Raw genomic sequence first — 25,264 nt, forward strand, 5'->3', positions numbered from 1 at the left:
TCAATCAATCGTCCTTCTCCCTGCCAGCGGGGAGAAGGACGAGAGGAAAAGGAGTAAGTACCCCCCCCTTATATTTTGGGGTCTTGGCGTCTCCCTTTGAAAAAGGGCCTGCCCTGAGTAAAGCGAATGGGGAGATACGAGAGGGATTTTCCCCTTTTCCCCCACTAATAATGCTCCCTTACTCGTTCGTCGTGCCTTCCGGCGCGCGTACCATCAAAACCGGTATGTTGGCCCCGTGTAGCACCTTGTCCGTAATACTCCCGAAGGCGAGCCGTCGCAGGCCGGAACGGCCGTGGGTGGACATCGCTATCAGGTCCGCCTTAACCTCCTCGGACGCCTTTAAAATCTCGTCGGCCGCGTTCCCGGAGCTGACGATGGTATTGACACTGACGCCGGGCTTTTTAATAGTCTCGCCCACCTTTGCCAGGTAGTCCGCCACTCTTTGCTTGATGAGTGCCAGCTCTTCCTCCGTGTAGGAGACCGGCGCGCTCGCTTCCCCCACCACCACCCAGTGCCGCAGCAGGGTGATTATCCCGATGAGCGTGATATCTACCTTGGAACCGCGGGCGAGTTTATCCACCAGCTGGCTGATTACCGGCAGCGCCGCCTCGCCGACTTTTGAGCCGTCCAGGGGGACCAGGACTCTCTCGAACATAGCCTCACCTCCTATAGTCCGGATATCTGGAGCTTCAGTTTCTCCAGTTTTTCGCTAAGAGTATATAGCCTCTGTTGTTCCTTTTCAATCACCGCCGGCGGGGCTTTGGTCAGGAAAGACTGGTCTTTTAGTCTGGCCTCCAGCCTGCCCGCCTCGGCCTGGGTCTGTTCCATGTCCTTTTCTATCCTTTTTCTCTCCGCGTCCGGGTCGAACATGCTGGCCATCGGGATGACCACGGTGGCCCCGGCCAGCGCCAGCACTACCGTATTGTCCCCGGCCTTTTCCTGCGGCTCCCCCGCCGGGAATGTTACCGGATTAGCCCGCGCCAGCGTTTTCACGGCGTCGCTGTAGGCGGAGACGGCCGCCGGCCCGGCGGCGGGGGTATAGATTTTGGCTTCAATCCAGCGGGTGCTCTCTACTTTATACTGCGCCCGCACGTTGCGGATGTTGCGGACTATTTCCATCACGGCGTCTATTTCCGCCTCGGCGTCTTTGTCGTAGGCGGCTTCATCGGCGGTGGGGTAGGGCGCAATCATAATCGACTCGCCATCGATTCCGCGCATGTGCTTTTTCAGGTGCTGCCAGAGCTCCTCGGTGAGGAAGGGCATGAAGGGGTGGAGCAGGCGCAGGGAGTTTTCCAGGACGTGCGCCAGCACCGGCAGGGGCGTATTGTCCCCCGCTTGCAGCCGTATCTTGGCCAGCTCGATATACCAGTCGCAGTACTCGCCCCAGATGAAATCGTGCAGCTGCCGCTGCGCCTCGCCGAACTGGTAGTCCTCCATCAGCCCGGTCACCGCCGCGATGTTGCGGTTGAGCCGGGATAGAATCCAGCGGTCGGCCGCGGTAAGCCCGGCGCGGTCGATTTCCCGCGTAACCGGCGCTTCCGGTGTGAAGCTCCGTATCACGAAGCGGGCGGCGTTCCACAGCTTGTTGGCGAAGTTGCGGCTGGCCTCCATCTTGTCCGTGGACAGGCGGGAATCATTGCCGGGGGAAGTGCCGGTGGTCAGGGCGAAGCGTAAAGCGTCCGTGCCGTATTTTCCCATCATCTCCAGCGGGTCCACCACGTTGCCCTTGGACTTGCTCATCTTGGAGCCGGTTTCGTCCCGTATCAGCCCGTGCAGGTAAACCGTATGGAAGGGTATTTCGCCCGTGTCCTCGATGCCCAGCATAATCATCCGCGCCACCCAGAAAAAGAGGATGTCGTACCCGGTCTCCAGCACGGATGTCGGGTAGAAATATTTAAAGTCCTCGGTCTCGTCCGGCCAGCCCAGTGTGGAATGCGGCCACAGCCCGCTGCTGAACCAGGTATCCAGCGTGTCCGGGTCCTGCTCTATTTTCTTCGAGCCGCACTTGGTGCAGGCGGCGGGGGTGTCCACGGCTACGGTCAACTCGCCGCAGTCTTTGCAGTACCATATCGGGATGCGGTGCCCCCACCAGAGCTGGCGGCTGATGCACCAGTCCCGGATGTTCTCCATCCAGTTGAGATACACCTTGGTGAAGCGGTCCGGCAGTATCTTGATGCGCCCGTCCTTGACAGCCTCGATGGCCGGCTTGGCCAGCGGCTCTATTTTCACGAACCATTGCCGGCTGGCAATCGGCTCGACGACCGTTTTACAGCGGTCGCAGTGCCCCACCGCGTGGCTGTAGTCCTCGATTTTCACCAGTTGCCCGGCCTGTTCCAGGTCGGCCACGATGGCTTTGCGGCAGGCGTACCGGTCCAGTCCTTTGTAGGGGCCGGCGTTCTCGTTCATGGTGACGTCGTTATTCAGGATGTTAATCAGCGGCAGGTTCTGGCGCTGCGCTACCTCGAAGTCCACCGGGTCGTGCGCCGGGGTAATCTTTACCGCGCCAGTGCCGAACTCCGTGCTGACGGCCTCGTCCGCCACGATGGGTATCTCCCGGTTGACGAAGGGCAGCCTTACCTTCTTGCCCGCCATCCCCGTAAAGCGCTCGTCTTTGGGGTTGACCGCCACCGCCGTATCCCCCAGTATCGTTTCCGGGCGGGTGGTGGCCACGGTTATCCACTGGTCTTTCTCTCCCACGACGGCGTAGCGTACGTACCACAAATGCCCGTTGAGGTCTCTGTGGTCTACTTCGAGGTCGGATAGCGCCGTGCCGCACCGCGGGCACCAGTTGATGATGCGCTCCCCGCGGTAAATCAGGCCTTTATCATAAAGTCGCTTGAAGGCCGTCCGCACTGCCCGGCTGGACTGTTCGTCCATGGTGTAGCGCTCTCTTGACCAGTCGCAGGAGATGCCCAGCTTCATATGCTGCTGCGTGATGGTCGCGCGACTTTCCGTTGTCCACTGGTACATGCGTTCGAGGAACTTTTCCCGGCCCAGCTTATGCCGGTCGGTGCCCTCTTTGGCGATTAGCCTTTCCACTACCACCTGCGCCGCGATGCTGGCATGGTCCACCCCCGGCAGCCAGAGGGTGGGGTCTCCCTTCATGCGGTGCCAGCGTATCATCAGGTCTTCCAGCGCCGATACCAGCGCGTGGCCGATGTGCAGCATGCCGGTCAGGTTGGGCGGCGGCATGATGATGACGAAAGGCTTTTTGCTCTTGTCTATTTTAGGCGTGAAGTAGCCCTTATCCATCCAGAACTTGTACCACTTCTCCTCCGCCCTGCCCGGCTCGTAAGCCTTGGGCATTTCCTGCTGTGTTTCCGGTGTGTCGGTCATTGAAGTCTCTTTCTGTTCTATCAGTTAGTATGTCATTCCCGCGAAGGCGGGAATCCAGTTGACTATTACTGTCCTATTATATCAGGATACAGGTCTTTCCATTCCGGATTTCTTTCTTCTATTATTCTTAATTTCCAGGTTCTTTTCCATTTCTTTAACTGTTTTTCCCGGTTCAGGGCAGCATCTATATTATTGGTTTCTTCAAAATATACCAGCTGGTGGTCTTTGTACTTTTTAGTGAAACCATTGGCGATTCTCTCCCTATGTTAGCCCACACGCCGCACTAAATCATTGGTTACACCGATATATAAAGTACCGTTTCTCCGGCTGGCAAGTATATACACATAGTATGAATTCATCGAGTTGTCTGGATACCTGCCTTCGCAGGTATGACAATCTTATTTAGTCCGGTATCAGCCTTTTACCCAAGCTGACCACCTCATCCCTTTTATACCCGATGCGCTCGTAAAAACCAAGGGCTTCCGTATTGGGAGCGAGTACCTGTAAATTAAGTTTGGGGCATCCTAGTGCCAAAAGTTTCTCCTCCAGCGTCGCCATCATCTGTTTGCCCAGCCCCTGCATACGGTATTCCGGGTCCACCCCCAGGTAGTTTACCCAGCCGCGGTGGCCCTCGTAGCCGCCCATGGCCGCGGCCACCACTTTACTATCAATTATACCAATTAAGAAGAGCTCCGGGTGGACTTTCAGCTTTCTTTGGATGTCTTTTTGCGGGTTATTGTTGGGCCGGACCAGCCCGCAACGTCGCCATAAAGAGATTACAGCGACTTCATGTTCCGGCGAATAGGGTTGGATTTGCATATGAAGTTTATAAATCCCTCTCTAACTCTCCCTTTTCCAAAGGGAGAGGATGGTAATACAAACCGTTGTTAGTTCGGTATAAGCTAGCCAGTTGCCCCTCTTTGAAAAAGAGGGGCCAGGGGAGATTTCCCTTCCGGTCTTTATTTTACAAAATCGGTTATTCTTTCCCCTTTAAAGGGGGGCTAAGGAGGATATTCCCTTCCCCCTTCCCCCTAATCTCTAATCTCTAATCTCTAATCTCTAATCTCTAATCTCTCCCTCCCTAATCCCCCCACCCTGTCCAGTATCCTCTCCGCCGCCTCCCGTTTGCTCATCAGCGGCAGCTCCTCCGCTTTCCCCTTTTTGTCTATAATCACTATTCTGTTCGTGTCCGCGTCGAAGCCGCTGTCCGCTTTGGTAATGTCGTTGGCCACTATCATGTCCAGCTTTTTACTTGCCAGCTTCTTCCTGGCGTTGGCTACCAGGTTCTCGCTCTCGGCGGCAAAACCCACTTTAATAAAGTCCCCCTTGACCTCGCTCAGGATATCCGGCGTCTTCACCAGCTTCAGGGTCAGGTTGCCGGCGCTCTCTTTTTTAATCTTGGCCTTGGCGGTGATTTCCGGCTGGTAGTCCGCTACCGCCGCCGCCATAATCAGCACGTCCGCTTGCTTCACCGCAATAGTAACGGCTTTCTTCATCGCCGCGGCCGTGTCCGCCTGTATCACGGTCATACCGCCGGGCTCCGGCAGGGCGGTGGCGGCCGTTATCAAGGTGACGTTAGCCCCCCGGTCCCGCGCCGCCTCGGCCAGGGCGTAGCCCATCTTGCCGGACGAGCGGTTGCCGATATGCCGCACCGGGTCTATCGGTTCCCTGGTGCCGCCGGCGGTGACCACTATCCTCTTGCCCGCCAGGTCTTTCTGCTGCCCCAGCACTTTTTCTATTACCCCGATAATTGTAGCTGTATCCGGCAGGCGTCCTTTGCCTGTTTTCCCGGAAGCCAGCCGCCCGTACTCCGGCTCGATAAAGGTAAAGCCGCGCGCTTTCAGGGCCGCCACGTTTTTCTGCGTGACGGCGTTGCGGTACATGTTGTCGTTCATGGCCGGGCAGACGATGACCGGCGACTCCGTGGCGAGCACCACCGTGCCTAGCATGTTGTCCGCGATGCCCGTCGCCAGCCGCGCTATGGTGTTGGCGGTGGCCGGGGCGATAACCACGGCGTCCGCCGCCTCCGCTAAAGCCACGTGCTCCACGCTCCACTCGGAGGCCAGCTCGAACATATCCGTCACCACCGGCCGGCGCGTAATATTGCGCAGGGTGAGGGGGGTAATGAACCTGGTGGCGGCCTCGGTCATCACCACTTCCACTTTGGCCCCGGCCTGCGTCAGCTTGCTGGCCAGGTCGGCCGCTTTATAGGCGGCGATGCCGCCGGTAATCCCCAGCACGATGGTCTTTCCGTTTAACATAATATTTAGGGGTGAGGGATTAGGGGCAAGGGGTAAGGGGTGGAAAAAGAATTACTTATTCCCCTGTGCTCTTAGTCCTCTGCCCTTCTCCTTTATTCTTTTTATCAAAGTGGCCAGCATCTTTTGTATTTCCTGGTCTGTCTCCAGCAATTCATCAGCTGTTTCAGGTTGCATCAATGCCGCGTCCTTCAATACGTTTAGCCAGTTGTCCGCTTCATTAGCTGAACCGTAGGCAATTTGTAGAAATCGGACATATTCTTTCCCTTCGTTTCTGCCGTAACCTTCGGCGATATTCGCGCCGATAGATGTTATTGCCCGGAGTAGCTGTCTTATTATAATATCACTGGCGTATGACCGTTTTATTGATTCACTAGCTTTAATAGTCCTCAACGTAAGAGCATGAGCTTTCTGCCATACAATAAGTCCCTTGTAATTCATTATTCTATCCCTTCCCCCTAATCTCTACCCCCTAATCTCTAATCCCTATTCTTTATTCATATCATGTATGGCTTTAATCCCTATCAGCGTCAGGTCGGGATTGACTTTATCTATGGTCTTGGACTCTTTGGCGATAATCCCCGCGTACCCCCCGGTGGCCACCACCATCGCCTTTTCCCCCAGCTCTTCCCGTATCCTCCCCACGATGCCGTCGATAAGCCCCGCCCACCCGAAGATGATGCCGGACTGCATGGCGGAAACGGTGTTGGGCCCGATGGCCTTTTTCGGCCGCACCAGCTCCACGCGCGGCAGGGCGGCGGTGCGCGTATACAGCGCCTCGGCGGAGATGCCTATCCCCGGCGCTATCACGCCCCCCAGGTAATCGCCGTCGCGGGAAACGGTGGCGAAAGCCGTGGCCGTCCCCAGCGCCACCACGATTACCGGCGGCTTGTAGAGCTTCAGCGCGGCGGCCGCGTTGGCGATAAGGTCGGAGCCTATTTCCCGCGGGTTCTCGTAGCGGATGCGCACCCCCGTCTTGACGCCCGGCCCCACCACCAGCGACTTCACACTAAAATACTTCAGCATCAGTTCGTGGAAAATGGTCAGCAGCGGCGGCACCACGCAGCTTATTGCCCCCTCGGTGATTTCCTCCGGCGCTATTTTCTGGTGGCGCAGCAGGTCCAGCAGCATGATGCCGTATTCGTCCGCCATGCGGTGCACGCCGGTGGAGATGCGCCAGTTGGCGCGGAGTTTGTCACCGTCGAACAGTCCTATCTTGATGTTGGTGTTGGCTATGTCAAAAACCAGCAGCATATTGCACCCCCGTTCCACCGCTGTGTTTCAGTCGGTTCATGACCGCCGGCAGTGCCGGCAGCAAATCGGAAGCGAGCACCCCGGCCTCGCCTATTTCTGTTCTTAGTTGTTCGCCGGCGGCGCTGTGTAAATAAACGCCTAGCGAAGCGGCGTCGTAAAGGTTGAGCCCCTGTGCCGCCAGCCCGGTGATGACCCCCGCCAGCACATCGCCCGTCCCCGCCGCCGCCAGCACGGGATTGGCGAAAGGGCTGACCCGGCAGCGCCCGTCCGCCGCGGCGATGACCGTAAAAGCCCCCTTGAGCACCACCGTTTTCCCCCACAGGGCGGCGAACTTGCGGGCGGTATTGAGACGGTCCGCCTGCACTTTTTCTATGGATAGATTGCCGAGCCTGGCCATCTCGCCGGGGTGGGGGGTCAGTATGGTGTTGTCCGGTATCTTTTGCCACCACTCCGGTATCCCGGCCAGTATATTCAGGGCGTCCGCGTCCAGCACCAGCGGCGGCAGCCCCGGTTTGAAAAGCAGTGAGGCTATAAATTCCGCCGATGACGGGTCCTGCGCGATGCCGCACCCGGCCAGCAGGACGTTATATTTGGCGTACTCGTGGCGTATGATGTCCGCCGCCTCTACCGCCACCACGCCCCGCCTGGTCTCCGGCAAGGGCAGGTAGGTGGCTTCGGCCAGCCGTGAGGCTACTACCGACTGCACGGTGCCGGTGGCGGCCAGCGTTACCAGCCCCGCCCCGGCGCGCAGCGCCCCGCCGCAGGCTAAATAGGCGGCGCCGGTGTAGTTTATAGACCCCGCTATTATCAGCGCCTTGCCGAAGGTGCCCTTATTGGCGTGGCGCGGGCGTGCGGGCAGCGCCCCGGCGGCCCATCCCGCCGTGAGCAGCTCGGTATGGATATTGTCCGCCAGAGAAGCCGCGATGCCGATATCCGCAATCTTAATTAGTCCCGCCCTGTCCGCCCCGGGGAAACAGAACAGCCCCGGCTTGGGAAAAGCCAGCGTCACCGTCAGGTCGGCGGCGGGGCAGGCGGGGTCGATGGCGCCGTTGTCCGCGTCCATGCCGGACGGCAAATCCACGGCAATTATTTTAAATCCCCGATTTATTTTAACGGAATTCACTCTTTCCAGCGTTTGCTTGAAGATGCCCTCCAGCGGGCGCATCCTGCCCGTGCCCAGCAGGGCGTCTATCACGCCGGTGGCGTTGTCCAGCAGTGCATCGAGTTTGACCGAGTTTTTATCATGTTCCGCCTCGATGCAGGTCACGCCGCTTTCTTTTACCAGTTGTAGATTGGCGTCATTGGCGGGACGGGCGCTGCAAAGATAGACGGATACTTTAGCCCCCCACCCGTGCAGGTAGCGCGCCGCCACCAGGCCGTCCCCACCGTTATTCCCCGCCCCTATAAGGCACAGGATGTGCTGTTTTTTCACGCCGCCCAGGAAGTCCCGCGTCTCTTCCGCCACCGCCCGGCCGGCGTTTTCCATTAGCAGGCTGGTGGGCGTGCCCAGGCGGGCGCACTCTTTATCAATATCCCTCATTTGCGCGGCGGTTACTATTTTCATCAGGGTTATGTTTACTCCGTTGAATTGAGTGTAGCAATAATCGTGATTACGGTCAAGGGATTAGCCTTGATTTCCGGCGTTAGTTGGTATGCATGTTGATTATGCAATCTTTCAGGGTATCGGCGTCCCCCTTTAAATAAGTCGCAGATTCCGTATCAGTGAAGAATCGGAAGGAGACAAAAGAGAAAAATTGGTAATCCTGCTATCTATCGTCCCTCTCCCTGCCGGCGGGGAGAGGGAAAAGAGGGAAAGGGGTTAGCAGACAATACCCCTTCCTTCTTCCCCCCCCCCTAAACTTAACATAAATCAATAAACAACTCCTGGGGATTTGAAGCAGACTTGTCATAAAACAATAAAACAATTCCCCAAAGCTGTTTACGTACGACATTTCCGGGAAATTTTAAAAAATAATCCGGGTCCTAGAACCTGTTCTTGTGTATCACGTCCCGGAGGGCTTTCTTGGGCACGTGCCGCACGTTCTTGTCGTCGACATAGATATTAGTAGAATCTCCGGCCACATCCGTTACCGGAGTCTCGTCCGGGTAGCCCATCGCTATCACCAGGGCTATATCGTAGTCCTCCGGTATATCCAGGATGAGCTTGAGCTCTTTTTCGTTGAACATCAGTATCGGGCAGCAGCCCAGGCCCTGCTCCAGCGCGGTCAGTATGACATTCTCCGCCGCCATCCCCGCGTCCATCAGCGTCACGCGCCGCCGGTTCCCGTCGCCCTCCTTCGCTTTGTTTATCAGGATGAGGGTATACGCTTTAGGGGTCTGGGTGGGGGCGGGGCCGCCCTTGTCCGGCGGCAGCTTGGCCGACCCGCCGATGTGCTCGAAGACGCCGGGCAGCACCCCGGCGTCGTTGATGACGATGTACTCGCAGAGCTGCTGGTTACGGCCGCTGGGGGCCAGTCGCGCAGCGTCGATGCACTTTTCCAGGACGGCGTCCGGGATGGCTTTATCTTGGAAGCGGCGGATAGACCGCCGTTTGGTGGTGGCTTCATAAACGTTCATGGTGAGACCTCCGCATATATACTGAACACCCTAATTCTCGGCCATGCCGGCGAGTTTTTCAAGTCGGCGCAGCATGGCCGCCCAGTGGGTGCCGCGCCAGTAAACGCGGCGGCAGGCGGGGCACGCCACGTACTTGCTCTGCGTTTGAAAAACGTGCGGCGGCACCCGGTCTTTGACCTCCGCCGGAGAAATATCAACCAGGGGCTCGTTGCATTCCAGGCAAAGCGTAAAGGGGTGCGCTTGCTCTTTTAGGTTGAACCCGCTGACCACCTGCCGCATCTGCTCTTCCGGCTTTTCCGTCTGGAACAGGATGACCTTGAGCCTTCCGGTCACGGCCGCCCTGCGCTTGATAATACCGGTGTCCCGTGTCAGCAGAATCCTGTCTTCCGCCAGCGCCTGCCGCACCATTTCCCCGTCGTCCTCCCCGGTGAAAAATGCGCTGTCGTAGCCCATCATGCGCAGCCATCGCGCCAGCTTGCCCACGTTGTGGTCGACGATGAATTTCAGCTCGCTGATGGCTGGCCTCCCAAAGAGAACTCAAGACTGAAGGGTGTGATGAAAGCTACGCCTTTTCGGACATGGTGAAAGGGTTATAGCTGGTGGCGTAGTCGTAGGCGTCGACGCCCTCTTTACGTTTCAGCCAGTTGACGATGCCGTAGGTGGCGGGCGTCAGTACGGTCTCGATAACCACCTTGGCTATCCAGTGGTTCAATATGGTGGAAGGGACGAAAAGGGGGGTGCCGATGAACGCCAGCGTTAGAAACACGCCGCTGTCCAGCCCCTCCCCCACGATGGTAGAGCCGATAGTCCGGCTCCACAGCCAGCGCCCCTTGGTCAGTATTTTCATCCGGGAGAGGATATAGGAGTTGGTGAACTCTCCCACCAGGTAGCCGCTGAAAGACGCCGCCAGTATGCGCGGCGTGTGTCCCAGTATCGTCTCGTACTGCTCCTGCCACTGCCAGAAAGAGGCCGCCGGCAATATCTGCGCTATCCAGGCGAAGAACACGAAAATCAGGTTGCAGCCGAAGCCCAGCCAGATAACCCGCCGCGCTGTTTTGTAGCCGTAGACCTCGGTCAAAATGTCCCCGAAGATGTAGCTTAAAGGGAAAACGATAACCGCTGCCGGCAGCGCTGCCGGGCCGAAGTTGACGAATTTGATGACGACGGTGTTGGCGGTAATCAGGCAGGTGATATATATACCGATGATGATTACCATGCGGTAGGAGATTTTCATCGGCTATATCCAGCGGCGTTTGCGGAAGAAAATAAGCATGACCACGGCGATGACGGCCATGACGATGATTATTGTGATAAATGTGGTCAGGCCGCCTTCTTCAATGCCTCCGGGAGTAAAGACGTTCATGCCGTAAATGCTGGAAATTGTCAGGAAAGGCAGCAGAATGGTGGAAAAGATGGTGAGGATGCGCATCACCCGGTTAAGGCGGTCGGTGCTTAAAACAACATCGGTATCCTTGAATACCTCGATTATCTCCTTGCATTCGTCCAGGGTATTGCATATCCGGTTCATGTGGTCCATGAGGTCGTTAAAGTACGCGGTGACGTCCGTTTTGCTGAAACGCTTCAGCTTGTTTTCCATCTCCGTGAACAGATCGCGGGTGGGGAACATGACCGCCCGCTGCGTAATGATGTCCCGGCGCAGGATGCTCAGTTCCTTGGCTGCCTCAATGTCCTCGTCGAATACGGCGTCTTCCACGTCCTCCATCAGGTTCAGGATTTTATCCAGGACGGGCAGGTAGGAGTCTATGGCGCGGTCCAGTATCCGGTAGAGCAGGAAGCCGGAGCCGTTGACCATGTATTCGTTGCGGGCGTCTTCGTTGGCCTGGCAATCGCGGAAAAGCGCCATCAGGGTTTTCATTACCGCGGTATTGACCGTAACGATGTACTTGTCCCCGATGAAAGCCGACCATTGTCTCTTGGAGGCGATGCGGGTCTCTTTGTGGTAGAAGGGGAAGTGAAAGATGAAGAAAATGTAGCCGGGATAGCTGTCTATTTTGGATACCTGGCGGCGGCTGAGGCAGTCGTCCAGGGTCAGCTCGTGGAAATGATAGTTGTCCGCCAGCCAGTCCATTTCCGCCTGCGTGGCAGTCTCGATATTGACCCAGGTCAAATCCTCCCAGGTGAGGATATCGATATCCAGTTTTTCAAGTGCCGGTTCTTGCAGGAGCCCCTTTTTCTTGGCGCTGTCTCTGTTCCAGTTGAATATCTTAGCCATGACCGCGACCTCTTAAACCGGGCTGTTGTTTTATTTTAACATAATATATGGAGTTAAGGAATACCCTGTTAGCACTAAAAAAACGGTGGATTGGTAAGCAATAAGTACGATGGGGACAGCCTTGGCGATTTCAGCAGCTCTATTGTCCCACTTTGAAAAAGGGGGATAAAGGGGGATTTTCGTAAGAGTCTCACGTTCGCCCAAATGTTATCAGGGTTCTCTAAGAAAGACAGGGGGAATTACTGGAATCCCTCTCCCTTTACCAAAGGGAGGCGATAGCCTTTTTACATTTGCTTTTAACGAAAAAGCAGCTCTATTGTCCCACTTTGAAAAAGGGGGACTAAAGGGGATTTTTTCAATGTAAAAACAGCGGGCCGGGGCCTGCCGTTTTTCAGTAAACCCCGGCGCCGCATTATGAGCCTGGAGGGGAAAAGGGGAGGATAGCTACTTTCTTTCCAGGATTACCGCCATGCCCTGCCCCCCGCCGATGCAGAGGGTGGCCAGGCCGAAGTGCAGGTTGTGCCGCTTCATTTCGTTCATCAGGGAGATGATGATGCGGGTGCCGGTGCAGCCGATGGGATGCCCCAGCGAGATGCCGCCGCCGTACAGGTTGGTCTTGCTCATGTCGATATCCAGCTCGCGGATACAGCCGATGGACTGTGAGGCGAAAGCCTCGTTCAACTCGATGTAGTCGATGTCCTTGAGCGTCAGCCCGGCCAGCTTGAGGGCTTTGCGGGTGGCGGGAATAACGCCCAGGCCCATGTAGGCCGGGTCCACGCCGCCGGTGGCGTAAGCTTTAACGGAAACGATGGGTTTCACGCCCAGCTCCTTGGCTTTGTTGGCGGACATTACCAAGACCGCGGCGCCGGCATCGGTAATCGCTGATGCGTTGCCCGCGGTCACGCCGCCGTCCGCTTTGAACACGGTGGGCAGCTTGCCCAGCGCTTCCAGGGAGGTCTCCCGGGGGTGCTCGTCCACTTCAAACGCCTTGGTCTCTCTCTTGATTTTAATGTCTACCGGCACGATTTCATCCTTGAAAATGCCGTTCTTGATAGCCGCCAGGGCGCGGTTATTGCTTTCCAGCGCGAACGCGTCCTGCTCCTGGCGGGAAATGCCGTACTTGGTGGCGATGTTTTCCGCGGTCATGCCCATGTGGTAGTTGTAAAACGTTTCCCACAGGCCGTCGAAGACCATGCCGTCCACCATCTCGGCGTTGAACATGCGGGCGCCCCAGCGGGCTTTGGGCATGAAATAGGGGACGGAGCTCATGTTTTCCATGCCTCCGGCAATAACCACCTCGGCGTCGCCGGCTTTGATGGACTGCGCGGCCAGGGCCACGGCCTTCATGCCGGACGCGCATACTTTATTGACGGTAAAGGCGTTGACTTCCTTGGGGACGCCGGCGTAAATAGCGGCCTGGCGCGCGGGGTTCTGCCCCTGCCCGGCCTGGATCACGTTGCCGAAGATGACCTCGTCCACCTGGACGCCCTGCAATGAGCTATCCCAGTTAGCGTATTTCTTTTCCAGGTCGGTCAGTCCCTGGTCCTTGAGCGATTCCGGCCCGTAGCTGGCGTCGCCCTTGGGCTTGAGCCCAGCCTTCTTCATGGCGCCCTGGATAACCGTGCTGCCCAGCTTTACCGCCGAGACATCCTGCAGGGCTCCCCCGAAGTTGCCGATGGCCGTCCTGGCTCCGCTTACTATTACTGCTTCACTCATATCGTTGTTCTCCTTTATTTTATTTGTCATTCCAGCGCAAGCTGGAATCCAGGGAAGGGGTATGGGGAGGTCTGGACTCTGGCTTCCGCCAGCATGACGCCCGTGACTTTAGAAGATGAATAGTCCTGCGCCGCCGCTGACCTCTATGGCTTCACCGGTTATATAGCTGGCCCCCTCGGAGGCCAGGAAGACGACCACGTTGCTGATTTCCTGCGGCGTGCCGGCGCGGCGTATCGCTATGCTCTTGGCGATGCGCTCCTGGAACTCCGGCGTCACTTCATGGAAAGCCCCGCCGTCCACTATCCCCAGCACCACCGCGTTGCAGGTCACGCCCTTGCGGGCGGTCTCCAGCGCCACCGTCTTGGTCAGGCCTATAAGCCCGGATTTGGTGGCGGCATAGCTGCACTGTCCCGCGCCGCCCATGGTCCCGGCGATGGAGGAAACATTAATGATGCGTCCCCACCCCCGCTCCGTCATGCCCGGCAGGCAGCGCTTTATCGTGTTGAAGGGACCGGTCAGGTTGACATTTAAATCGTGAACCCAGTCCTCGGCCTTCATTTTGACGATGGTCACCGCCCGCACTATGCCGTCGGCGGCGTTGTTCACCAGGACGTCCACTGGCCCCAGCGTTTTTTCCACGGAGGCTACGCCGGCTTCCACCTCTTCGGCATTGGCCACATCCATCTTGAGTGCCATCGCCTGTTTCCCTTTTTTAACTATTTGCGCCACCACGTCCTTGGCTTTTTCCATGTGATTGTGCGCGACTACGGCTACCTTGTACCCGGCATCGGCTAGGGACAGGCAATGCACGCTGCCGAGTCCGCCCGAACCGCCCGTAACCAGGGCTACTTTTGCTTCGGTGCTCATAACGCCACTCTCCCGACTATATTCGTAAAAACTGGATTTAAGATGGCAGGCCGGAGTGAATACCCTGATAAATTGTAGCATAGGGGTAGGTTGGCGTCAAAGATACCGGTGGCCGGCCGGGCTTTCCGGTCCCGGGGTGGGGCGGATTCCTGAACATTATTGTCAGCCAATGTGTTTATCGTTATAATGCAATTAGTATAAGTTTTGTGTTAAAATAATTTCCGTCACTATAGAAAATGAGGAGGAATCAGAACGTGAAAAACAAGAGCAGAATTGCCGTTGTCATGATGGTCCTGGTGCTGCTTGCCAGCCTGGTGACCGCGGTAGCCGGCTGCGGCAGCAAGACCCCGGACAATCCGGAGATAATTATGGCCAGCACCACGTCTACCAGAGACTCCGGCTTGATGGATGTCCTTATCCCTATATTTGAGGAAGAAACGGGCTATACGATTAAACCCGTGTACGTGGGGACGGGCGCCGCTATCCAAATGGGGCAGGAGGGCAACGCCGATGTTTTACTGGTGCACGCCCCCAGCCTGGAAAAGCCTTTCATGGATGATGGTTACGGCACTAACCGCAAACTGGTTATGCATAACGATTTCATTATCGTGGGGCCGAAGTCCGACCCGGCGGGGATTAAAGGCATGACGGTGGCGACCGATGCCTTGCAGAAAATTGCCGACGCCCATCTCGATTTTTACAGCCGCGGTGATAAGTCCGGCACTGATACTCTGGAAAAAGCGCTCTGGAAGAAGATAGACATCGCCGTAGCGGACAACTCCACTGATAATCCGTCCTGGTATCTTGAAGGCGGCACGGGTACCGGCATGTTGGCACTGCTGCGTATCGCCTCGGAAAAGGACGCCTACACTATTACCGACCGCGCTACCTACCTGGCCAATCAGTCCGTACTGGACTTGGATATCCTGGTCGAAGGCGACCCCGGCCTGCTGAACATCTATCATGTTATCCAGGTCAACCCGGAAAAATTTACCAACGTTAACTCTAAGGGCGCCAAGGCTTTTGTGGACTTTATGATATCCAAGAAAGCCCAGGACGCCATCGGCACGTTCGGCGTGGATAAATACGGCGCCCCGCTGTTTTTCCCGGACGCCGATAAAACGGAAGCCGACCTCGGCAGCTATTAGCATTGTCCTTATGTTACCTCTGGCGATAATGTAGTAAGGTGTTTAGGGCTCCCCGCCGGTTAGTGCGGGGAGCCTTGGTTCTCGTTCATGCATACGATTCTCGAAGGCATTAAAGCGGCTTTCCTGCTATTGATACACGGCGACCCGCAGGTGTTCAGGATAGCTGCTCTCTCCCTGCTGGTTTCCGGGTCGGCCACGGCTATCAGCCTGGTCCTGGGCATACCCCTGGGCAGTATGCTGGGGTTGGCGCGCTTCCCCGGCCGGCGCTTTGTCGCCAGCCTGGTGAATACCGGCATGGGGCTGCCGCCGGTGGTGGTGGGGTTGGTGGTCAGCATTTTCCTCTGGCGCAACGGGCCGCTGGGCGTGCTGCATCTCATGTACACTCCATCGGCCATGATTATCGCTCAAGTCATCATCGCCATGCCGGTGGTGGCGGGTTTCACCATGGCGGCCACGCAGTCGCTCGACCCCAAATTGAAGCTGCAAATAATATCGCTGGGGGCGTCCCGGTTGCAGATGGTCTGGATTCTTCTTAAAGAAGCGCGGCTGCCTCTGCTGGCGGCCATCATGGCGGGGTTCGGGGCGGTTATCTCGGAGGTAGGCGCTTCCATGATGGTTGGCGGTAACATCTTCGGTCAGACGCGGGTACTCACTACCGCTATCGTGGGTGAAAATAGCATGGGTAATTATTCTATCGCCATCGCCTTAAGCATTATTCTTTTGGCGCTGGTTTACCTGGTGAACTTTGTCCTGACCATGGTGCAGCAGAGGTCTAAACCGCGGTGAACCAGGCACAGGCGGGCAAACCCCTTGTTGAAGCCAGGGACCTCACCGTCGTCTACGGCGGGCAGAAGGCGCTGGACGTGCCTTTGTTTCAGATATTTCCCAACGAGGTACTGGGCGTCATCGGCCCTAACGGTTCGGGCAAGACCACCCTGCTCCTCTGCCTGACGCGTTTGATTAAGCCGCAAACTGGCACCGTCTCCTACCGCGGCGTGCCGGTCATTGATAGCAAGTCCGTCTTGCACCTGCACCGCCATCTGGCGGTCGTCTTTCAGGAATCGCTCCTGCTCGATAGCACCGTCCGGGAAAACCTGGTAGTTGGTCTGAAGCTGAGGAAGGTGCCGCCCCCGGAAATCAAAACGAGGACGGAAATGTGGCTGGAGCGGTTCGGCATCGCGGCGCTGGCCAGACGGCAGGCGCGGACGCTTTCCAGCGGCGAGGCGAAGCGTACCAGCCTGGCGCGGGCTTTTTCTTTACAGCCGGAGGTCCTCTACCTTGACGAGCCTTTCACTGCCCTGGACGGCCCCACCCGGCAGGCGCTGCTGGAGGATTTCAAGAGCGTGCTGGGGGAGACCAGGGTTACCACGGTAATCGTCACCCATGACCGCAATGAAGCCCTGGCGCTGACGGACCGGGTGGCGGTGATTATGAAAGGCCATATTGCCCAGATAGGCACGCCGGTAGAGGTGTTCTCTGCTCCGGCCGATGAAGAGATAGCCGGCTTCGTGGAGACGGGGAATATCATCCACGGGGTGGTGGAGACCCAGGACGAGGGGCTGGCGGCGGTACGCGCCGGGGACTTACTTGTCACGGCCTGCACCGAGCTGCTGCCGGGGAGCGCCGTTGTTTTATTGCTGCCTTATGACGATATTACCCTGGAGATACCGTCCCCGGAAACCAAAACTACCAGCGCGCGCAATCGTTTCCCGGGCGTGGTGTTGAAAATGTTCCCCACCGGTTCCCAGGTCAGAGTCACCGTAGATTGCGGCCTTCACCTGACGGCGCTGATAACCAGGAAATCGGCGGAAGAAATGAAGCTGCAAGAGGGGACAAAGGTGGTGGTGGTGGTCAAAGCGGTGTGCATACACGTCATCGAGCGGCATTGACATTCAGCTTCAAAAAATGCTATATTTTTGCTGACTGGTAGCGTAGCTCAGTGGTAGAGCAGGGGACTCATAAGCCCTTGGTCGGTAGTTCAAATCTACCCGCTACCACCATAAACGTAGACGACTAGTTGACTCGGTTTAAGCTCAAAGCTAGAGTAAAGCTGAGAACGACCAGGAAACTAAGCAAAAAATAATACAGGACCGACCGCAATGAAAGGTGAACCATAGTAACAAAGGCATAGGTCTACAAGATTTAGTAGAAGGATTCCTGTTTTCCCTCCAGGCCGAAGGTCGCTCTCCTCAAACACACGACTTTTACTCCAAATACCTAGGTTGTCTTTTAAAGTACTCCAAGGGCCAGTCCTGGCCTGATTCTGTTGACCATCTAGAAGTAAGACACTTTAGAGAATTTCTTACCTGGGTTGCCACAAGAAACTATGAGTATATAGCAGGTAAGAATTCTCGAAGAGTCGTCCAGCCACGAGCCTCAAAAGCCTGGCGCTACTACAAAGCAATCAGGCGACTGTTCAACTGGAGCGTCGAGGAAGGGCTTCTCGAAGGAAACCCCGTCAAAGGACTCCGTTACAAAGTACCTCCGCCACCGCCGATTCAACCCTACAATCTTGAAGAACTCAAGAAGTTCTTGGCTGTTTGCGAACTCGACATTAAAAGCGGGGCGCGTTTTTGCGGTCTGCGCAACAAGGGGATGCTTCTTCTGTTTCTCGATTCGGGATTACGTTCAAGCGAACTGGCATTTCTCAACCTTTCGGATATAGACTTAGAGCAAAGAATGGTTAAAGTAGTTGGTAAAGGTAAGAAAATAGGTATTTGCCCGTTTTCATCGAAGACGGCCAAGGCTATCTGGCTTTACCTTCTGGAGAGAAAAAAACGTACCAAGTGTGACGCCTTATGGGTGACCGAGGAAGGAAAACCATTCACTGTGTGGGGTATCAGTTCGTGGTTCGTTCGTCTGAAGCAACGCGCCGGAGTCAATGGCGCCGGGCGCGTGCATCGTTTGAGACATACAGCCGCGCTTCAATATCTTCGCGGCGCCAAGGACTCGTTCTTGCTTCAGCTGTTTTTGAGGCACGAAGACCTGACGATGAGTCGTCGTTATACTCAAGGATTGAAACAGGAAGAGGCTATAATAGCCCATCGTAATGGAGCCAGCCCCGTGGAAGGGTTAGGCTTAGGCTAAAAGTGCCATTCAGGGGGTGTATTATGGTTATTGAATCGCCATATAAATGCGCGGAATGCTTGGATGGGATACTTTGGCCGCGCGGGGAATGCCCGCAGTGCGGTTCGCGCTTCCGCAAGGAAGGACGGTTAAAACCTGAGGAGCGTAAAAAATGGGAGCAAGAAACGAAGGCTCGGATTTCCTCCAGCGATTTCCAGGGAATGATAGCACTTGCTCGTCAAAGCCTCAGTATTCCCGAGAAAGGGATGCCGCCGGAAGATATGAATGCCCTCCTCTGGGCGGTTCATATTGCTGCCTGGTGCAACTACTGCTGGTCGCTGGAGACTTTTCAGATGCGCATGTTACCCATGAAGGAAGAAAAGGATCGGCTGGAGTATCTCCGCCCGACGCTGGGGAAACTCGCCGAAGTGGTGGCACAGTATACCATGCCTGCGCCACCGCGTGCCCAGTCTGTGGACTGGCTTCTCGGCGCCAAACTCGTAGCGGCTCGCCTGTGCTCTTTTCTGGGGATTGATAACGTCGAGGATATGTTCCTCTACGTTTTATGTCCTGAATCCAGGAAACCGGAGTCGTGGCGATTAAGACAAATCAGACAAGGTAAGGATCCGTTCCGACGGCAGTTCGGCTACTTCGCGCAAGCGCTTTTACCCTTCGGTCAGGATAAAGCTTCAAAGCGTCCGATGAAAGGATACATTGACTCTGCCGCCAAGGCCACTTTCGAGCTTCTACAAAAGAAAACAACCTGGGAAGAATGCCGTAAAGCCTATACCCGTGCCTTTCCGTTCTATATACCCGAGTCTGCAGAAGCTATGCGGGTGAGAGCCGGACGAGCGGCTAAAAAGATCCCTTACAGTGACGTTTTAAAATTTGCTCGCTCTTTCTTCACTCACTGATATACAAAACCCATCTAAATATTCGTTCTTTTCTTAGCCCGGGCATTTGCCCGGGCTTTTTGTTTTCAATCCCCTGACGAGAGTTTTTTTACCGCATAACGGACGTTTTCACACAAAAGTGTTCGGCTATATTACTTGCTGGAATGAGCGGTTTCCTCGTGAAGCGGTAGACAGGAGAGATGAAATGAGTGACGAAGAAGAAATATCTGTAAAGATAGCCGGTAGACGCGGCGGTACAACCACCCGTGACCGTTACGGCAGTGACTTTTACCGGCGTATCGGAAAAATGGGAGGCGAACGCACCCGTGAACTGTATGCGGAATTGTTGAAGGAGTTCGGCAAACAGGGCGGTCGCCCAAGACAGCCTACTCTAGATGAATACATGGGTAAAGAAGCCGGGAAATAAAAGGAGGCGTTGCGGTCGGTCCGCCCGGCTTCTTTACCCAACCCGTTAAACGATTGCAGGGGGTCACCCCCTCCATGGCCTAATAAAGGAGCTGATGGAATAATCGCATAGCTAACTTAAGTATAGTGCCAGATATAAAGCCAGCTATGCTGAATAAGAACTTAAAGACGGATTGGCTATGATAACTACCCTAAATAACCGTTGAAAGGAGAATAATATGACAGACGATGATCAGACTGAAGAAAATCTGAGCCAAGAAGTGGACAAGCTACTGGAAGAAGGGCTGAATCAGAAGGAAATCGAAGCCCGTGGCTATTCGCCTTCCCTGGTTCGACAGCGTATCCGCAAAAGAGTGAAAGCCGGTAAAGAGCCATTCTCTGCGCCATCGCAGAAAGACGGCGGGATCGCCCTTCGGAAAGAGAAAGAGTCGGTGCTGCCGGAGTGGCTGGAAGGAGATGTCGCTGAAATCTTTGATGGCAATCTAAGGGATCGGAAGATATTCATGGCTGGAATGAGTGTCCCGATGATGGGTCTGAGAATGTTCAGTGAGACCGTCAAGCCGCTGACTGACCTTCTATCGACCTGGCAGAAGGGACAAGCGGAAGCGGCCAGAGCCATGCAGGGTAGTGGCTATGAGACTGCTCATTTGGCTGCGCAACAGGTAATATCACAAGTGATGCCGCAGATACTAGGCGCGGTCAAAGACAACTCGGTAGCTGTTTCTCCCAACCCGGTTGGTTCCATGATGGTTCGTACTATTGAGCCATATTTCCAGCAGATGATGGGAAACCTTATGGGTAGCTTTATGCAGTTCGGTCAAAATCCTGGGATGATGCCTGGCATGACACAGCCGGGTTTTGTAACTCCGCAGGGATTCCAACCGAACTCGGCACAGGCAACCAATAAAGCAGAACAGCCAACACCGGGACATAGTTCAAGAGTTCCCGGAGTCGAGCAAGCAAGTAAAAACGAAATAGAGGAGGCATTCGATGATTAACAACTTTCAGGAACAGGCAAGGCAAATGGGAGCTGGCGGGGAGATGCTAATAGACGCTGACCCCGCCAAGGGATTTTTCAGAGTGAAGCTGCGTAATATCCAACCTGTAAATGCTGTCCCCCAGTTCACCAAAGGTATCGTTGAGGCTATATCTTTCTTGGGGAAGTCCATGAACCTGACTGTAAAAGAATATATAGCAGGGGAGGAAGAATCGCACGAATAGTCCACGACTGAAGTCGATTGATTATTGACAGGTAAGATTATCAGTAGTATTATTAGTGTACCATAACTATTATCATTTGAAGGGAGGAAGAAAATGGGAGGGAAAGCGAAGACAGAAAAGATGTCAGTTACATTGCCTAAGGAGCTGGCCGGCGAAATCCGGTCTGTTACGTCCCAAGGAGAGATAAGTTCTTTCTTCACTGAGGCTCTGGAGCATTACCTGGCTTACCGCAAACAGACGATAGCCTTGGAGAAAGGTTTCGGTGCCTGGGGGAATAAAAACCACCCTGACCTTGCCACTCCCGAGGATTCGGCCGCTTATGTCCGCGCTGTCAGAGAGGCAGATAAAGAAAGGTTAACACGGCTGGGAGGTGTTAGTGCAAAGTAGCCGGGTAAAAGGTATATCATGTCTAATAGATACTGATATTGCCATCGATTTTCTGAGAAGGCGCGAATATGCACGAGCGTTACTTAATCGTTGGGCCGGTGAAGGGTTACTGGCAATAAGCACCCTAACCCATCTTGAGATATACCAGGGCATGAAAACCGGAGAAGAAGGAGCGACCAACGTTTTCCTTGACGGACTCGTCTCCGTTGTCGTTGACATACCTATTGCCCGGCAAGCAGGTGGTATGCTGGGAGAACTCCGCTTAAAAGGAACAACGATTGGTATTGCAGATGCCATAATTGCCGCAACTGCCCTCCAGCTTGGAGCTCCGCTATTAACTAATAATGTTGAGCATTATCCGTTTCCCAACTTAAAGGTAATTAGAGGTTTGGGGAATTAGTTAATTGGCTGGTGATTTGAAGCTGCCAACATAAAATATGGGGAGTATATGACATACGAGAAAATCGATACGGCCGATATTAAACACTCGATAGCAAAATATAACAGTTCATTATCTATCCTGATAGTGGTTACAATTGCTATCGCCATAGCTTCTATTTACTTCGGCATCACAATAGCCACTACCTTTACCTGGGGACTACTAGCCTTAATACCGCTGCTCGTTACTTTCCTTTATTTTTCCAGCCAACGTCGAAAGCTGAAATCACTCTTAGAGATACGAAATGACTGGGGTAAACCCATCATGACCAAAGAAAGGGATTTCAAGGCTATAAGGCCCTTATTTGACGACATATCTTCCGATGATAAGAGCAACTATATCGATGAGCAGACCTGGAAAGACCTTAATATGGACCAGCTCTACGCCAAAATCGACCGGACATATACCGACCCCGGTGAAGCCGTCCTCTACCGGATATTAAGGGAACCCCTTTTTGACAAAGAAGAACTGGCGGAAAGAAGCCGGGTAATTCGTTTCTTTCAAAATAGCCGTGAAGCGCGGGAGAGAATCCAGCTTGTTTTTATCCGGCTTGGCCATCAGTTTGTCCATAATGATCTTTTCACTCTACTCTGGAGAGATAAATTCCCCAAAAGCAGGATTAAGCCGTTTTTTACTATATTGGCACTGGCGGCTCTGGTATCGCTCATTATTCCCTTTGTCTTCTGGTCGGCATTTCTGGTGCCGATTCCCGTAGCCGTGTTTATTATCAACCTGCTGATTCATTACTATACCAAACGAAGAAAAGATCTGGAGACCATATCTTTCCCCTATCTTATCAGTTGTATCAAAACGGCTAGAAAACTTTCCTCGGTTACTTATGGAGAAATTAAACCTTATACGAAAAGACTGGAGGAATTATATAAAACCTCACGGGGCATCTTGAAAAAAGCCCGCTTCCTGTTCCCAACAGACCCTAGTTTTACAGACCCGGCAACCGGTTTTTTGTTGGAATATCTGAATATTTTCTTTCTGCTGGAGGTCAGGGCTTTTTACGCTACCACGGATGAGCTAGCCCGCCATATATCAGAGCTACGGGAATTATATCTTACCCTGGGCAAACTGGATGCTATGCAATCGGTGGCATCTTACCGGACCAGTTTATCCACGTATGCTGAGCCTGAATTTATCGAAGAGGGGATTCACTTAGAGGTCAGGGAGGCAAAACAGCCACTGTTAGAAAATCCTGTCCCGGCTTCAATCACTTTTGGCAAAAACGTGGTTATTATCACCGGCTCGAATATGGGAGGGAAATCCACTTTTCTGAGAAACATTGGAAACAACGCACTTATGGCACAAACGATAGCTACCACGGTGACTTCATATTATCGCGGCAGCTTCTTTCGGATTATTTCCTCCATCAGCCGCACCGACGACCTGATTGCCGGTAAGAGCTTCTATTATGTTGAAGCTGAGAGGATATTGAAAACCATTCAGAGCTTCGGTAAGAAGATACCCACCTTATGTATTATTGATGAACTGCTATCCGGCACGAATTCTACCGAGCGGCTCCACGCTTCGGAAGTAATTATTCGCTACCTGGCTACGCAAAACACATTGGCAATGATCGCCACTCATGACCTGGAACTGGCTGATAGGTTGAATGGCGCTTGTGACTTTTACCATTTCACGGATAATGTTGACGAAACTGGGTTGAAATTCGACTACCTGCTTAAACCAGGTATAGCCACAACGCGAAATGCCGTTGCCTTACTCAAATACCTTGGTTATCCCAAGGAAATCACAGAAAAAGCCAGCGAAAAGTACGAGTAATCCTCTATCGAACTTCTTCATAGGTCCCAATCTACTTCTTTGTTACCTCATAATTCAGACCTACAAGAACCAAAGTCTATCCTTCGATGTTCTAAAAAGTCATTCCCACTGTTGAGTTCAGTCAGATCGATTGGGCTTGCCACTCGCATCCTTCTTTGACACCATTTCCCGCATCTTGTACTCTAAGTATGAAATGTACGCGTATTACAAAAGATCGCTATTAAGCATGTGCAACCTTCTGCGTGAAGTGCAGCTAGATCCAATGGGTGAAAAACGTAATTGCCTGCTGCTGCAAGAACAAGTTCTGGCCACTCTGATGCGCATTGAGAACAATATACGCAGACACCGAATCGAGCTTAAAGAAATCCGCAGATACTTGAGTAAGGGCAGAGAGATCTCAATTGATAAATTTGAAGTTCGGCGAGCAAAGGAATCAATCGAATGGCATAGCAGCAGAATCAAAGAATATCAACTTCTTCTGATTACATTTCGGAGCATCGTTGATGGGCTTGCCTTTACTTATCTGGACAAATGGGATATTAAGCAGTTCGCATTAAAAGAGTGCTCAGGTTTCATTTCCGAAAAGTCAGGGTTGAAGTTCGAGCTCAAGATTCTCCACCTGGCGTTTTCATTAAACAATGTTGCCTTGCTAAACGACCTAACCAATTGCCTTCGGCATGGGGATATAACGATTCTGGCGAAAGGTAGGCGGCTGTTCGTGGAGGCTAAGTCAGGTCGTCGAAAGGATGCAAGGGCTCAAAGACAAGAATCTAAGTTAAAGGATATTATGCTCTACCTCAGTTCTGGCAAGTCCAATAAATTCCATGCTATCGGAGATCAAGAGGGAGAGTTCATTCGTGTCCCAATTCACGGTCCTGAGATAAACCATATGGATGATTTAAATTTAATGCTTGTATCAGCACGTAGCAGCCCAGACCAATACAGTATGGTAGAGGTAGAGCCGGGCTTGCACTACCTAGCCACCTATGCAGCTAAGCCGAGAGCGCTAAGCACACTAAGTGATAGGCCCCCGGGATCACTTATTATCTCCTTTGTAAACGAGTTGAAATACAACGGAATGGGATATTATCCCTTCTCGTTATCAATATACGACCCGAAGGATTGGTATGATTTTTACTCAGGCAAACTCATGTTAGTTATTGCCGTTGAAACTAAAGTCATTGAAGATAAGCTCTCTAGCCATGGTATATCGGTCAACATTACAGGGGACTGGGGAACTTACCCAATAACTCTAATAAACAATGACAAAAACGAGGATCCTACTAAAAGCTTGGTTGGAGGCCACTTCTTCGGCAGACTGTTCTACGAATTCCTCAGTCTTGATTGGATGCTAGAAGAGTGGGTCTACCGACGTGATCATGAGATTGATTGACCTACGGCTTAACTAATCAATCCGCTGTCGAGGAAGCTTTCTAAGGGTTAGATTTAGCTGTGTAACAAGTGAGTTTTGAGATATCCTTACTTGACTTGTCATGCCCACGACAACAAAAGAAAACCTATAATCTTGACCTTACCCCATTCTTAGTGCCATCTGCATCTTAGCGTCTTCCGGCTAGTTCTATGAAATCCTGGGGTGCCAAGCCGCCCAATGAGCTATGCGGCCTGACAGTATTATAATCCTTTCGCCAGCT

General features: G+C 53.9%; 26 protein-coding genes and 1 tRNA gene. 13 read left to right on the forward strand and 14 right to left on the reverse strand.

The features are described 5' to 3' along the window. Window positions 1–178: 178 nt before the first annotated feature. The 14 genes from WC370_02800 to WC370_02865 form a co-directional block, all read right to left on the reverse strand. The gene (locus tag WC370_02800) at window positions 179–655 is read right to left on the reverse strand and encodes a universal stress protein (protein MFA5308399.1); all 477 of its coding nucleotides are present in this window, start codon (window positions 653–655) and stop codon (window positions 179–181) included. Between the two features lie 11 nt (window positions 656–666). Beyond that, window positions 667–3,336: a valine--tRNA ligase gene (locus WC370_02805; GenBank protein MFA5308400.1), complete on the reverse strand. Its 2,670-nt coding sequence runs from the start codon at window positions 3,334–3,336 to the stop codon at window positions 667–669. Between the two features lie 266 nt (window positions 3,337–3,602). After that, entirely contained in the window at window positions 3,603–3,695 is a 93-nt protein-coding gene (locus WC370_02810) for a GIY-YIG nuclease family protein (protein ID MFA5308401.1), read from the reverse strand. A 43-nt stretch (window positions 3,696–3,738) separates the two neighbouring features. Beyond that, on the reverse strand, window positions 3,739–4,155 hold the full coding sequence (locus WC370_02815; GenBank protein MFA5308402.1) for a GNAT family acetyltransferase: 417 nt from the start codon (window positions 4,153–4,155) through the stop codon (window positions 3,739–3,741). Window positions 4,156–4,388: 233 nt separating this feature from the next. Continuing rightward, window positions 4,389–5,597, reverse strand: coding sequence for a bifunctional phosphopantothenoylcysteine decarboxylase/phosphopantothenate--cysteine ligase CoaBC (coaBC, locus tag WC370_02820; GenBank protein ID MFA5308403.1), 1,209 nt, complete (start codon window positions 5,595–5,597; stop codon window positions 4,389–4,391). 51 nt (window positions 5,598–5,648) lie between these two features. Next, complete coding sequence (locus tag WC370_02825) at window positions 5,649–6,035, reverse strand: four helix bundle protein (GenBank protein ID MFA5308404.1); 387 nt, start codon at window positions 6,033–6,035, stop codon at window positions 5,649–5,651. Between the two features lie 45 nt (window positions 6,036–6,080). Then, window positions 6,081–6,848, reverse strand: a complete 768-nt coding sequence (locus WC370_02830; protein MFA5308405.1) for a type III pantothenate kinase — start codon at window positions 6,846–6,848, stop codon at window positions 6,081–6,083. Next, window positions 6,832–8,412 carry an NAD(P)H-hydrate dehydratase gene (locus WC370_02835; GenBank protein ID MFA5308406.1) on the reverse strand — a complete coding sequence of 527 codons (1,581 nt, stop codon included), beginning with the start codon at window positions 8,410–8,412 and terminating at the stop codon, window positions 6,832–6,834. Before WC370_02835 ends, WC370_02830 begins: the two co-directional genes overlap by 17 nt. A 419-nt stretch (window positions 8,413–8,831) precedes the next feature. Then, window positions 8,832–9,425, reverse strand: a complete 594-nt coding sequence (locus tag WC370_02840) for a nitroreductase family protein (protein MFA5308407.1) — start codon at window positions 9,423–9,425, stop codon at window positions 8,832–8,834. Window positions 9,426–9,455: 30 nt separating this feature from the next. Further along, a complete protein-coding gene (locus tag WC370_02845) occupies window positions 9,456–9,941 on the reverse strand; it encodes a Mut7-C RNAse domain-containing protein (protein ID MFA5308408.1) in 486 nt (161 codons plus the stop codon). Window positions 9,942–9,987: 46 nt separating this feature from the next. Continuing rightward, window positions 9,988–10,659, reverse strand: coding sequence for a queuosine precursor transporter (locus WC370_02850; GenBank protein MFA5308409.1), 672 nt, complete (start codon window positions 10,657–10,659; stop codon window positions 9,988–9,990). Window positions 10,660–10,662: 3 nt separating this feature from the next. Then, window positions 10,663–11,658, reverse strand: a complete 996-nt coding sequence (locus WC370_02855) for a magnesium transporter CorA family protein (GenBank protein ID MFA5308410.1) — start codon at window positions 11,656–11,658, stop codon at window positions 10,663–10,665. A 444-nt stretch (window positions 11,659–12,102) separates the two neighbouring features. After that, window positions 12,103–13,374: an acetyl-CoA C-acetyltransferase gene (locus WC370_02860; GenBank protein ID MFA5308411.1), complete on the reverse strand. Its 1,272-nt coding sequence runs from the start codon at window positions 13,372–13,374 to the stop codon at window positions 12,103–12,105. A gap of 108 nt (window positions 13,375–13,482) precedes the next feature. After that, window positions 13,483–14,241, reverse strand: a complete 759-nt coding sequence (locus WC370_02865; GenBank protein MFA5308412.1) for an SDR family NAD(P)-dependent oxidoreductase — start codon at window positions 14,239–14,241, stop codon at window positions 13,483–13,485. Window positions 14,242–14,495: 254 nt separating this feature from the next. Between WC370_02865 and WC370_02870 the strand changes: the two genes are divergently transcribed. The 13 genes from WC370_02870 (at window position 14,496) to WC370_02930 (ending at window position 25,005) form a co-directional block, all read left to right on the forward strand. Further along, entirely contained in the window at window positions 14,496–15,389 is an 894-nt protein-coding gene (locus WC370_02870; GenBank protein MFA5308413.1) for a substrate-binding domain-containing protein, read from the forward strand. A gap of 87 nt (window positions 15,390–15,476) precedes the next feature. Then, on the forward strand, window positions 15,477–16,175 hold the full coding sequence (locus tag WC370_02875) for an ABC transporter permease (protein ID MFA5308414.1): 699 nt from the start codon (window positions 15,477–15,479) through the stop codon (window positions 16,173–16,175). Then, window positions 16,172–17,278: an ABC transporter ATP-binding protein gene (locus tag WC370_02880; GenBank protein ID MFA5308415.1), complete on the forward strand. Its 1,107-nt coding sequence runs from the start codon at window positions 16,172–16,174 to the stop codon at window positions 17,276–17,278. The genes WC370_02875 and WC370_02880 overlap by 4 nt, the downstream gene beginning before the upstream one ends. A gap of 36 nt (window positions 17,279–17,314) precedes the next feature. Further along, window positions 17,315–17,389, forward strand: a tRNA-Met gene (locus tag WC370_02885). A gap of 106 nt (window positions 17,390–17,495) precedes the next feature. Next, window positions 17,496–18,476, forward strand: coding sequence for a tyrosine-type recombinase/integrase (locus WC370_02890; GenBank protein ID MFA5308416.1), 981 nt, complete (start codon window positions 17,496–17,498; stop codon window positions 18,474–18,476). Window positions 18,477–18,499: 23 nt separating this feature from the next. Continuing rightward, complete coding sequence (locus WC370_02895; protein ID MFA5308417.1) at window positions 18,500–19,369, forward strand: hypothetical protein; 870 nt, start codon at window positions 18,500–18,502, stop codon at window positions 19,367–19,369. Window positions 19,370–19,553: 184 nt separating this feature from the next. Continuing rightward, window positions 19,554–19,775, forward strand: coding sequence for a hypothetical protein (locus WC370_02900; protein ID MFA5308418.1), 222 nt, complete (start codon window positions 19,554–19,556; stop codon window positions 19,773–19,775). Window positions 19,776–19,992: 217 nt separating this feature from the next. Further along, window positions 19,993–20,772 carry a hypothetical protein gene (locus tag WC370_02905; GenBank protein ID MFA5308419.1) on the forward strand — a complete coding sequence of 260 codons (780 nt, stop codon included), beginning with the start codon at window positions 19,993–19,995 and terminating at the stop codon, window positions 20,770–20,772. After that, a complete protein-coding gene (locus tag WC370_02910) occupies window positions 20,765–20,995 on the forward strand; it encodes a hypothetical protein (protein ID MFA5308420.1) in 231 nt (76 codons plus the stop codon). The genes WC370_02905 and WC370_02910 overlap by 8 nt, the downstream gene beginning before the upstream one ends. A 93-nt stretch (window positions 20,996–21,088) precedes the next feature. Further along, window positions 21,089–21,382: a hypothetical protein gene (locus WC370_02915; GenBank protein MFA5308421.1), complete on the forward strand. Its 294-nt coding sequence runs from the start codon at window positions 21,089–21,091 to the stop codon at window positions 21,380–21,382. Continuing rightward, entirely contained in the window at window positions 21,372–21,782 is a 411-nt protein-coding gene (locus WC370_02920) for a PIN domain-containing protein (GenBank protein MFA5308422.1), read from the forward strand. Before WC370_02915 ends, WC370_02920 begins: the two co-directional genes overlap by 11 nt. A gap of 48 nt (window positions 21,783–21,830) precedes the next feature. Further along, window positions 21,831–23,612, forward strand: coding sequence for a hypothetical protein (locus WC370_02925; protein ID MFA5308423.1), 1,782 nt, complete (start codon window positions 21,831–21,833; stop codon window positions 23,610–23,612). A 262-nt stretch (window positions 23,613–23,874) separates the two neighbouring features. Further along, complete coding sequence (locus tag WC370_02930; protein ID MFA5308424.1) at window positions 23,875–25,005, forward strand: hypothetical protein; 1,131 nt, start codon at window positions 23,875–23,877, stop codon at window positions 25,003–25,005. Window positions 25,006–25,264: the final 259 nt, after the last annotated feature.

The organism is Dehalococcoidales bacterium (assembly GCA_041652735.1).
Lineage (GTDB): Bacteria > Chloroflexota > Dehalococcoidia > Dehalococcoidales > RBG-16-60-22 > RBG-13-51-18.

Excerpts from the sequence above, each read along its gene's own strand:
- WC370_02915 (MFA5308421.1), top strand. The coding sequence starts at position 21,089 with ATGGGAGGGAAAGCGAAGACAGAAAAGATGTCAGTTACATTGCCTAAG.
- WC370_02830 (MFA5308405.1), bottom strand. The coding sequence starts at position 6,848 with ATGCTGCTGGTTTTTGACATAGCCAACACCAACATCAAGATAGGACTG.
- WC370_02905 (MFA5308419.1), top strand. The coding sequence starts at position 19,993 with ATGACAGACGATGATCAGACTGAAGAAAATCTGAGCCAAGAAGTGGAC.
- WC370_02805 (MFA5308400.1), bottom strand. The coding sequence starts at position 3,336 with ATGACCGACACACCGGAAACACAGCAGGAAATGCCCAAGGCTTACGAG.
- WC370_02910 (MFA5308420.1), top strand. The coding sequence starts at position 20,765 with ATGATTAACAACTTTCAGGAACAGGCAAGGCAAATGGGAGCTGGCGGG.
- WC370_02810 (MFA5308401.1), bottom strand. The coding sequence starts at position 3,695 with ATGAATTCATACTATGTGTATATACTTGCCAGCCGGAGAAACGGTACT.
- WC370_02825 (MFA5308404.1), bottom strand. The coding sequence starts at position 6,035 with ATGAATTACAAGGGACTTATTGTATGGCAGAAAGCTCATGCTCTTACG.
- WC370_02865 (MFA5308412.1), bottom strand. The coding sequence starts at position 14,241 with ATGAGCACCGAAGCAAAAGTAGCCCTGGTTACGGGCGGTTCGGGCGGA.
- WC370_02840 (MFA5308407.1), bottom strand. The coding sequence starts at position 9,425 with ATGAACGTTTATGAAGCCACCACCAAACGGCGGTCTATCCGCCGCTTC.
- WC370_02835 (MFA5308406.1), bottom strand. The coding sequence starts at position 8,412 with ATGAAAATAGTAACCGCCGCGCAAATGAGGGATATTGATAAAGAGTGC.
- WC370_02875 (MFA5308414.1), top strand. The coding sequence starts at position 15,477 with ATGCATACGATTCTCGAAGGCATTAAAGCGGCTTTCCTGCTATTGATA.
- WC370_02815 (MFA5308402.1), bottom strand. The coding sequence starts at position 4,155 with ATGCAAATCCAACCCTATTCGCCGGAACATGAAGTCGCTGTAATCTCT.
- WC370_02925 (MFA5308423.1), top strand. The coding sequence starts at position 21,831 with ATGACATACGAGAAAATCGATACGGCCGATATTAAACACTCGATAGCA.
- WC370_02800 (MFA5308399.1), bottom strand. The coding sequence starts at position 655 with ATGTTCGAGAGAGTCCTGGTCCCCCTGGACGGCTCAAAAGTCGGCGAG.
- WC370_02930 (MFA5308424.1), top strand. The coding sequence starts at position 23,875 with ATGGGTGAAAAACGTAATTGCCTGCTGCTGCAAGAACAAGTTCTGGCC.
- WC370_02900 (MFA5308418.1), top strand. The coding sequence starts at position 19,554 with ATGAGTGACGAAGAAGAAATATCTGTAAAGATAGCCGGTAGACGCGGC.
- WC370_02860 (MFA5308411.1), bottom strand. The coding sequence starts at position 13,374 with ATGAGTGAAGCAGTAATAGTAAGCGGAGCCAGGACGGCCATCGGCAAC.
- WC370_02850 (MFA5308409.1), bottom strand. The coding sequence starts at position 10,659 with ATGAAAATCTCCTACCGCATGGTAATCATCATCGGTATATATATCACC.
- WC370_02855 (MFA5308410.1), bottom strand. The coding sequence starts at position 11,658 with ATGGCTAAGATATTCAACTGGAACAGAGACAGCGCCAAGAAAAAGGGG.
- coaBC (MFA5308403.1), bottom strand. The coding sequence starts at position 5,597 with ATGTTAAACGGAAAGACCATCGTGCTGGGGATTACCGGCGGCATCGCC.
- WC370_02895 (MFA5308417.1), top strand. The coding sequence starts at position 18,500 with ATGGTTATTGAATCGCCATATAAATGCGCGGAATGCTTGGATGGGATA.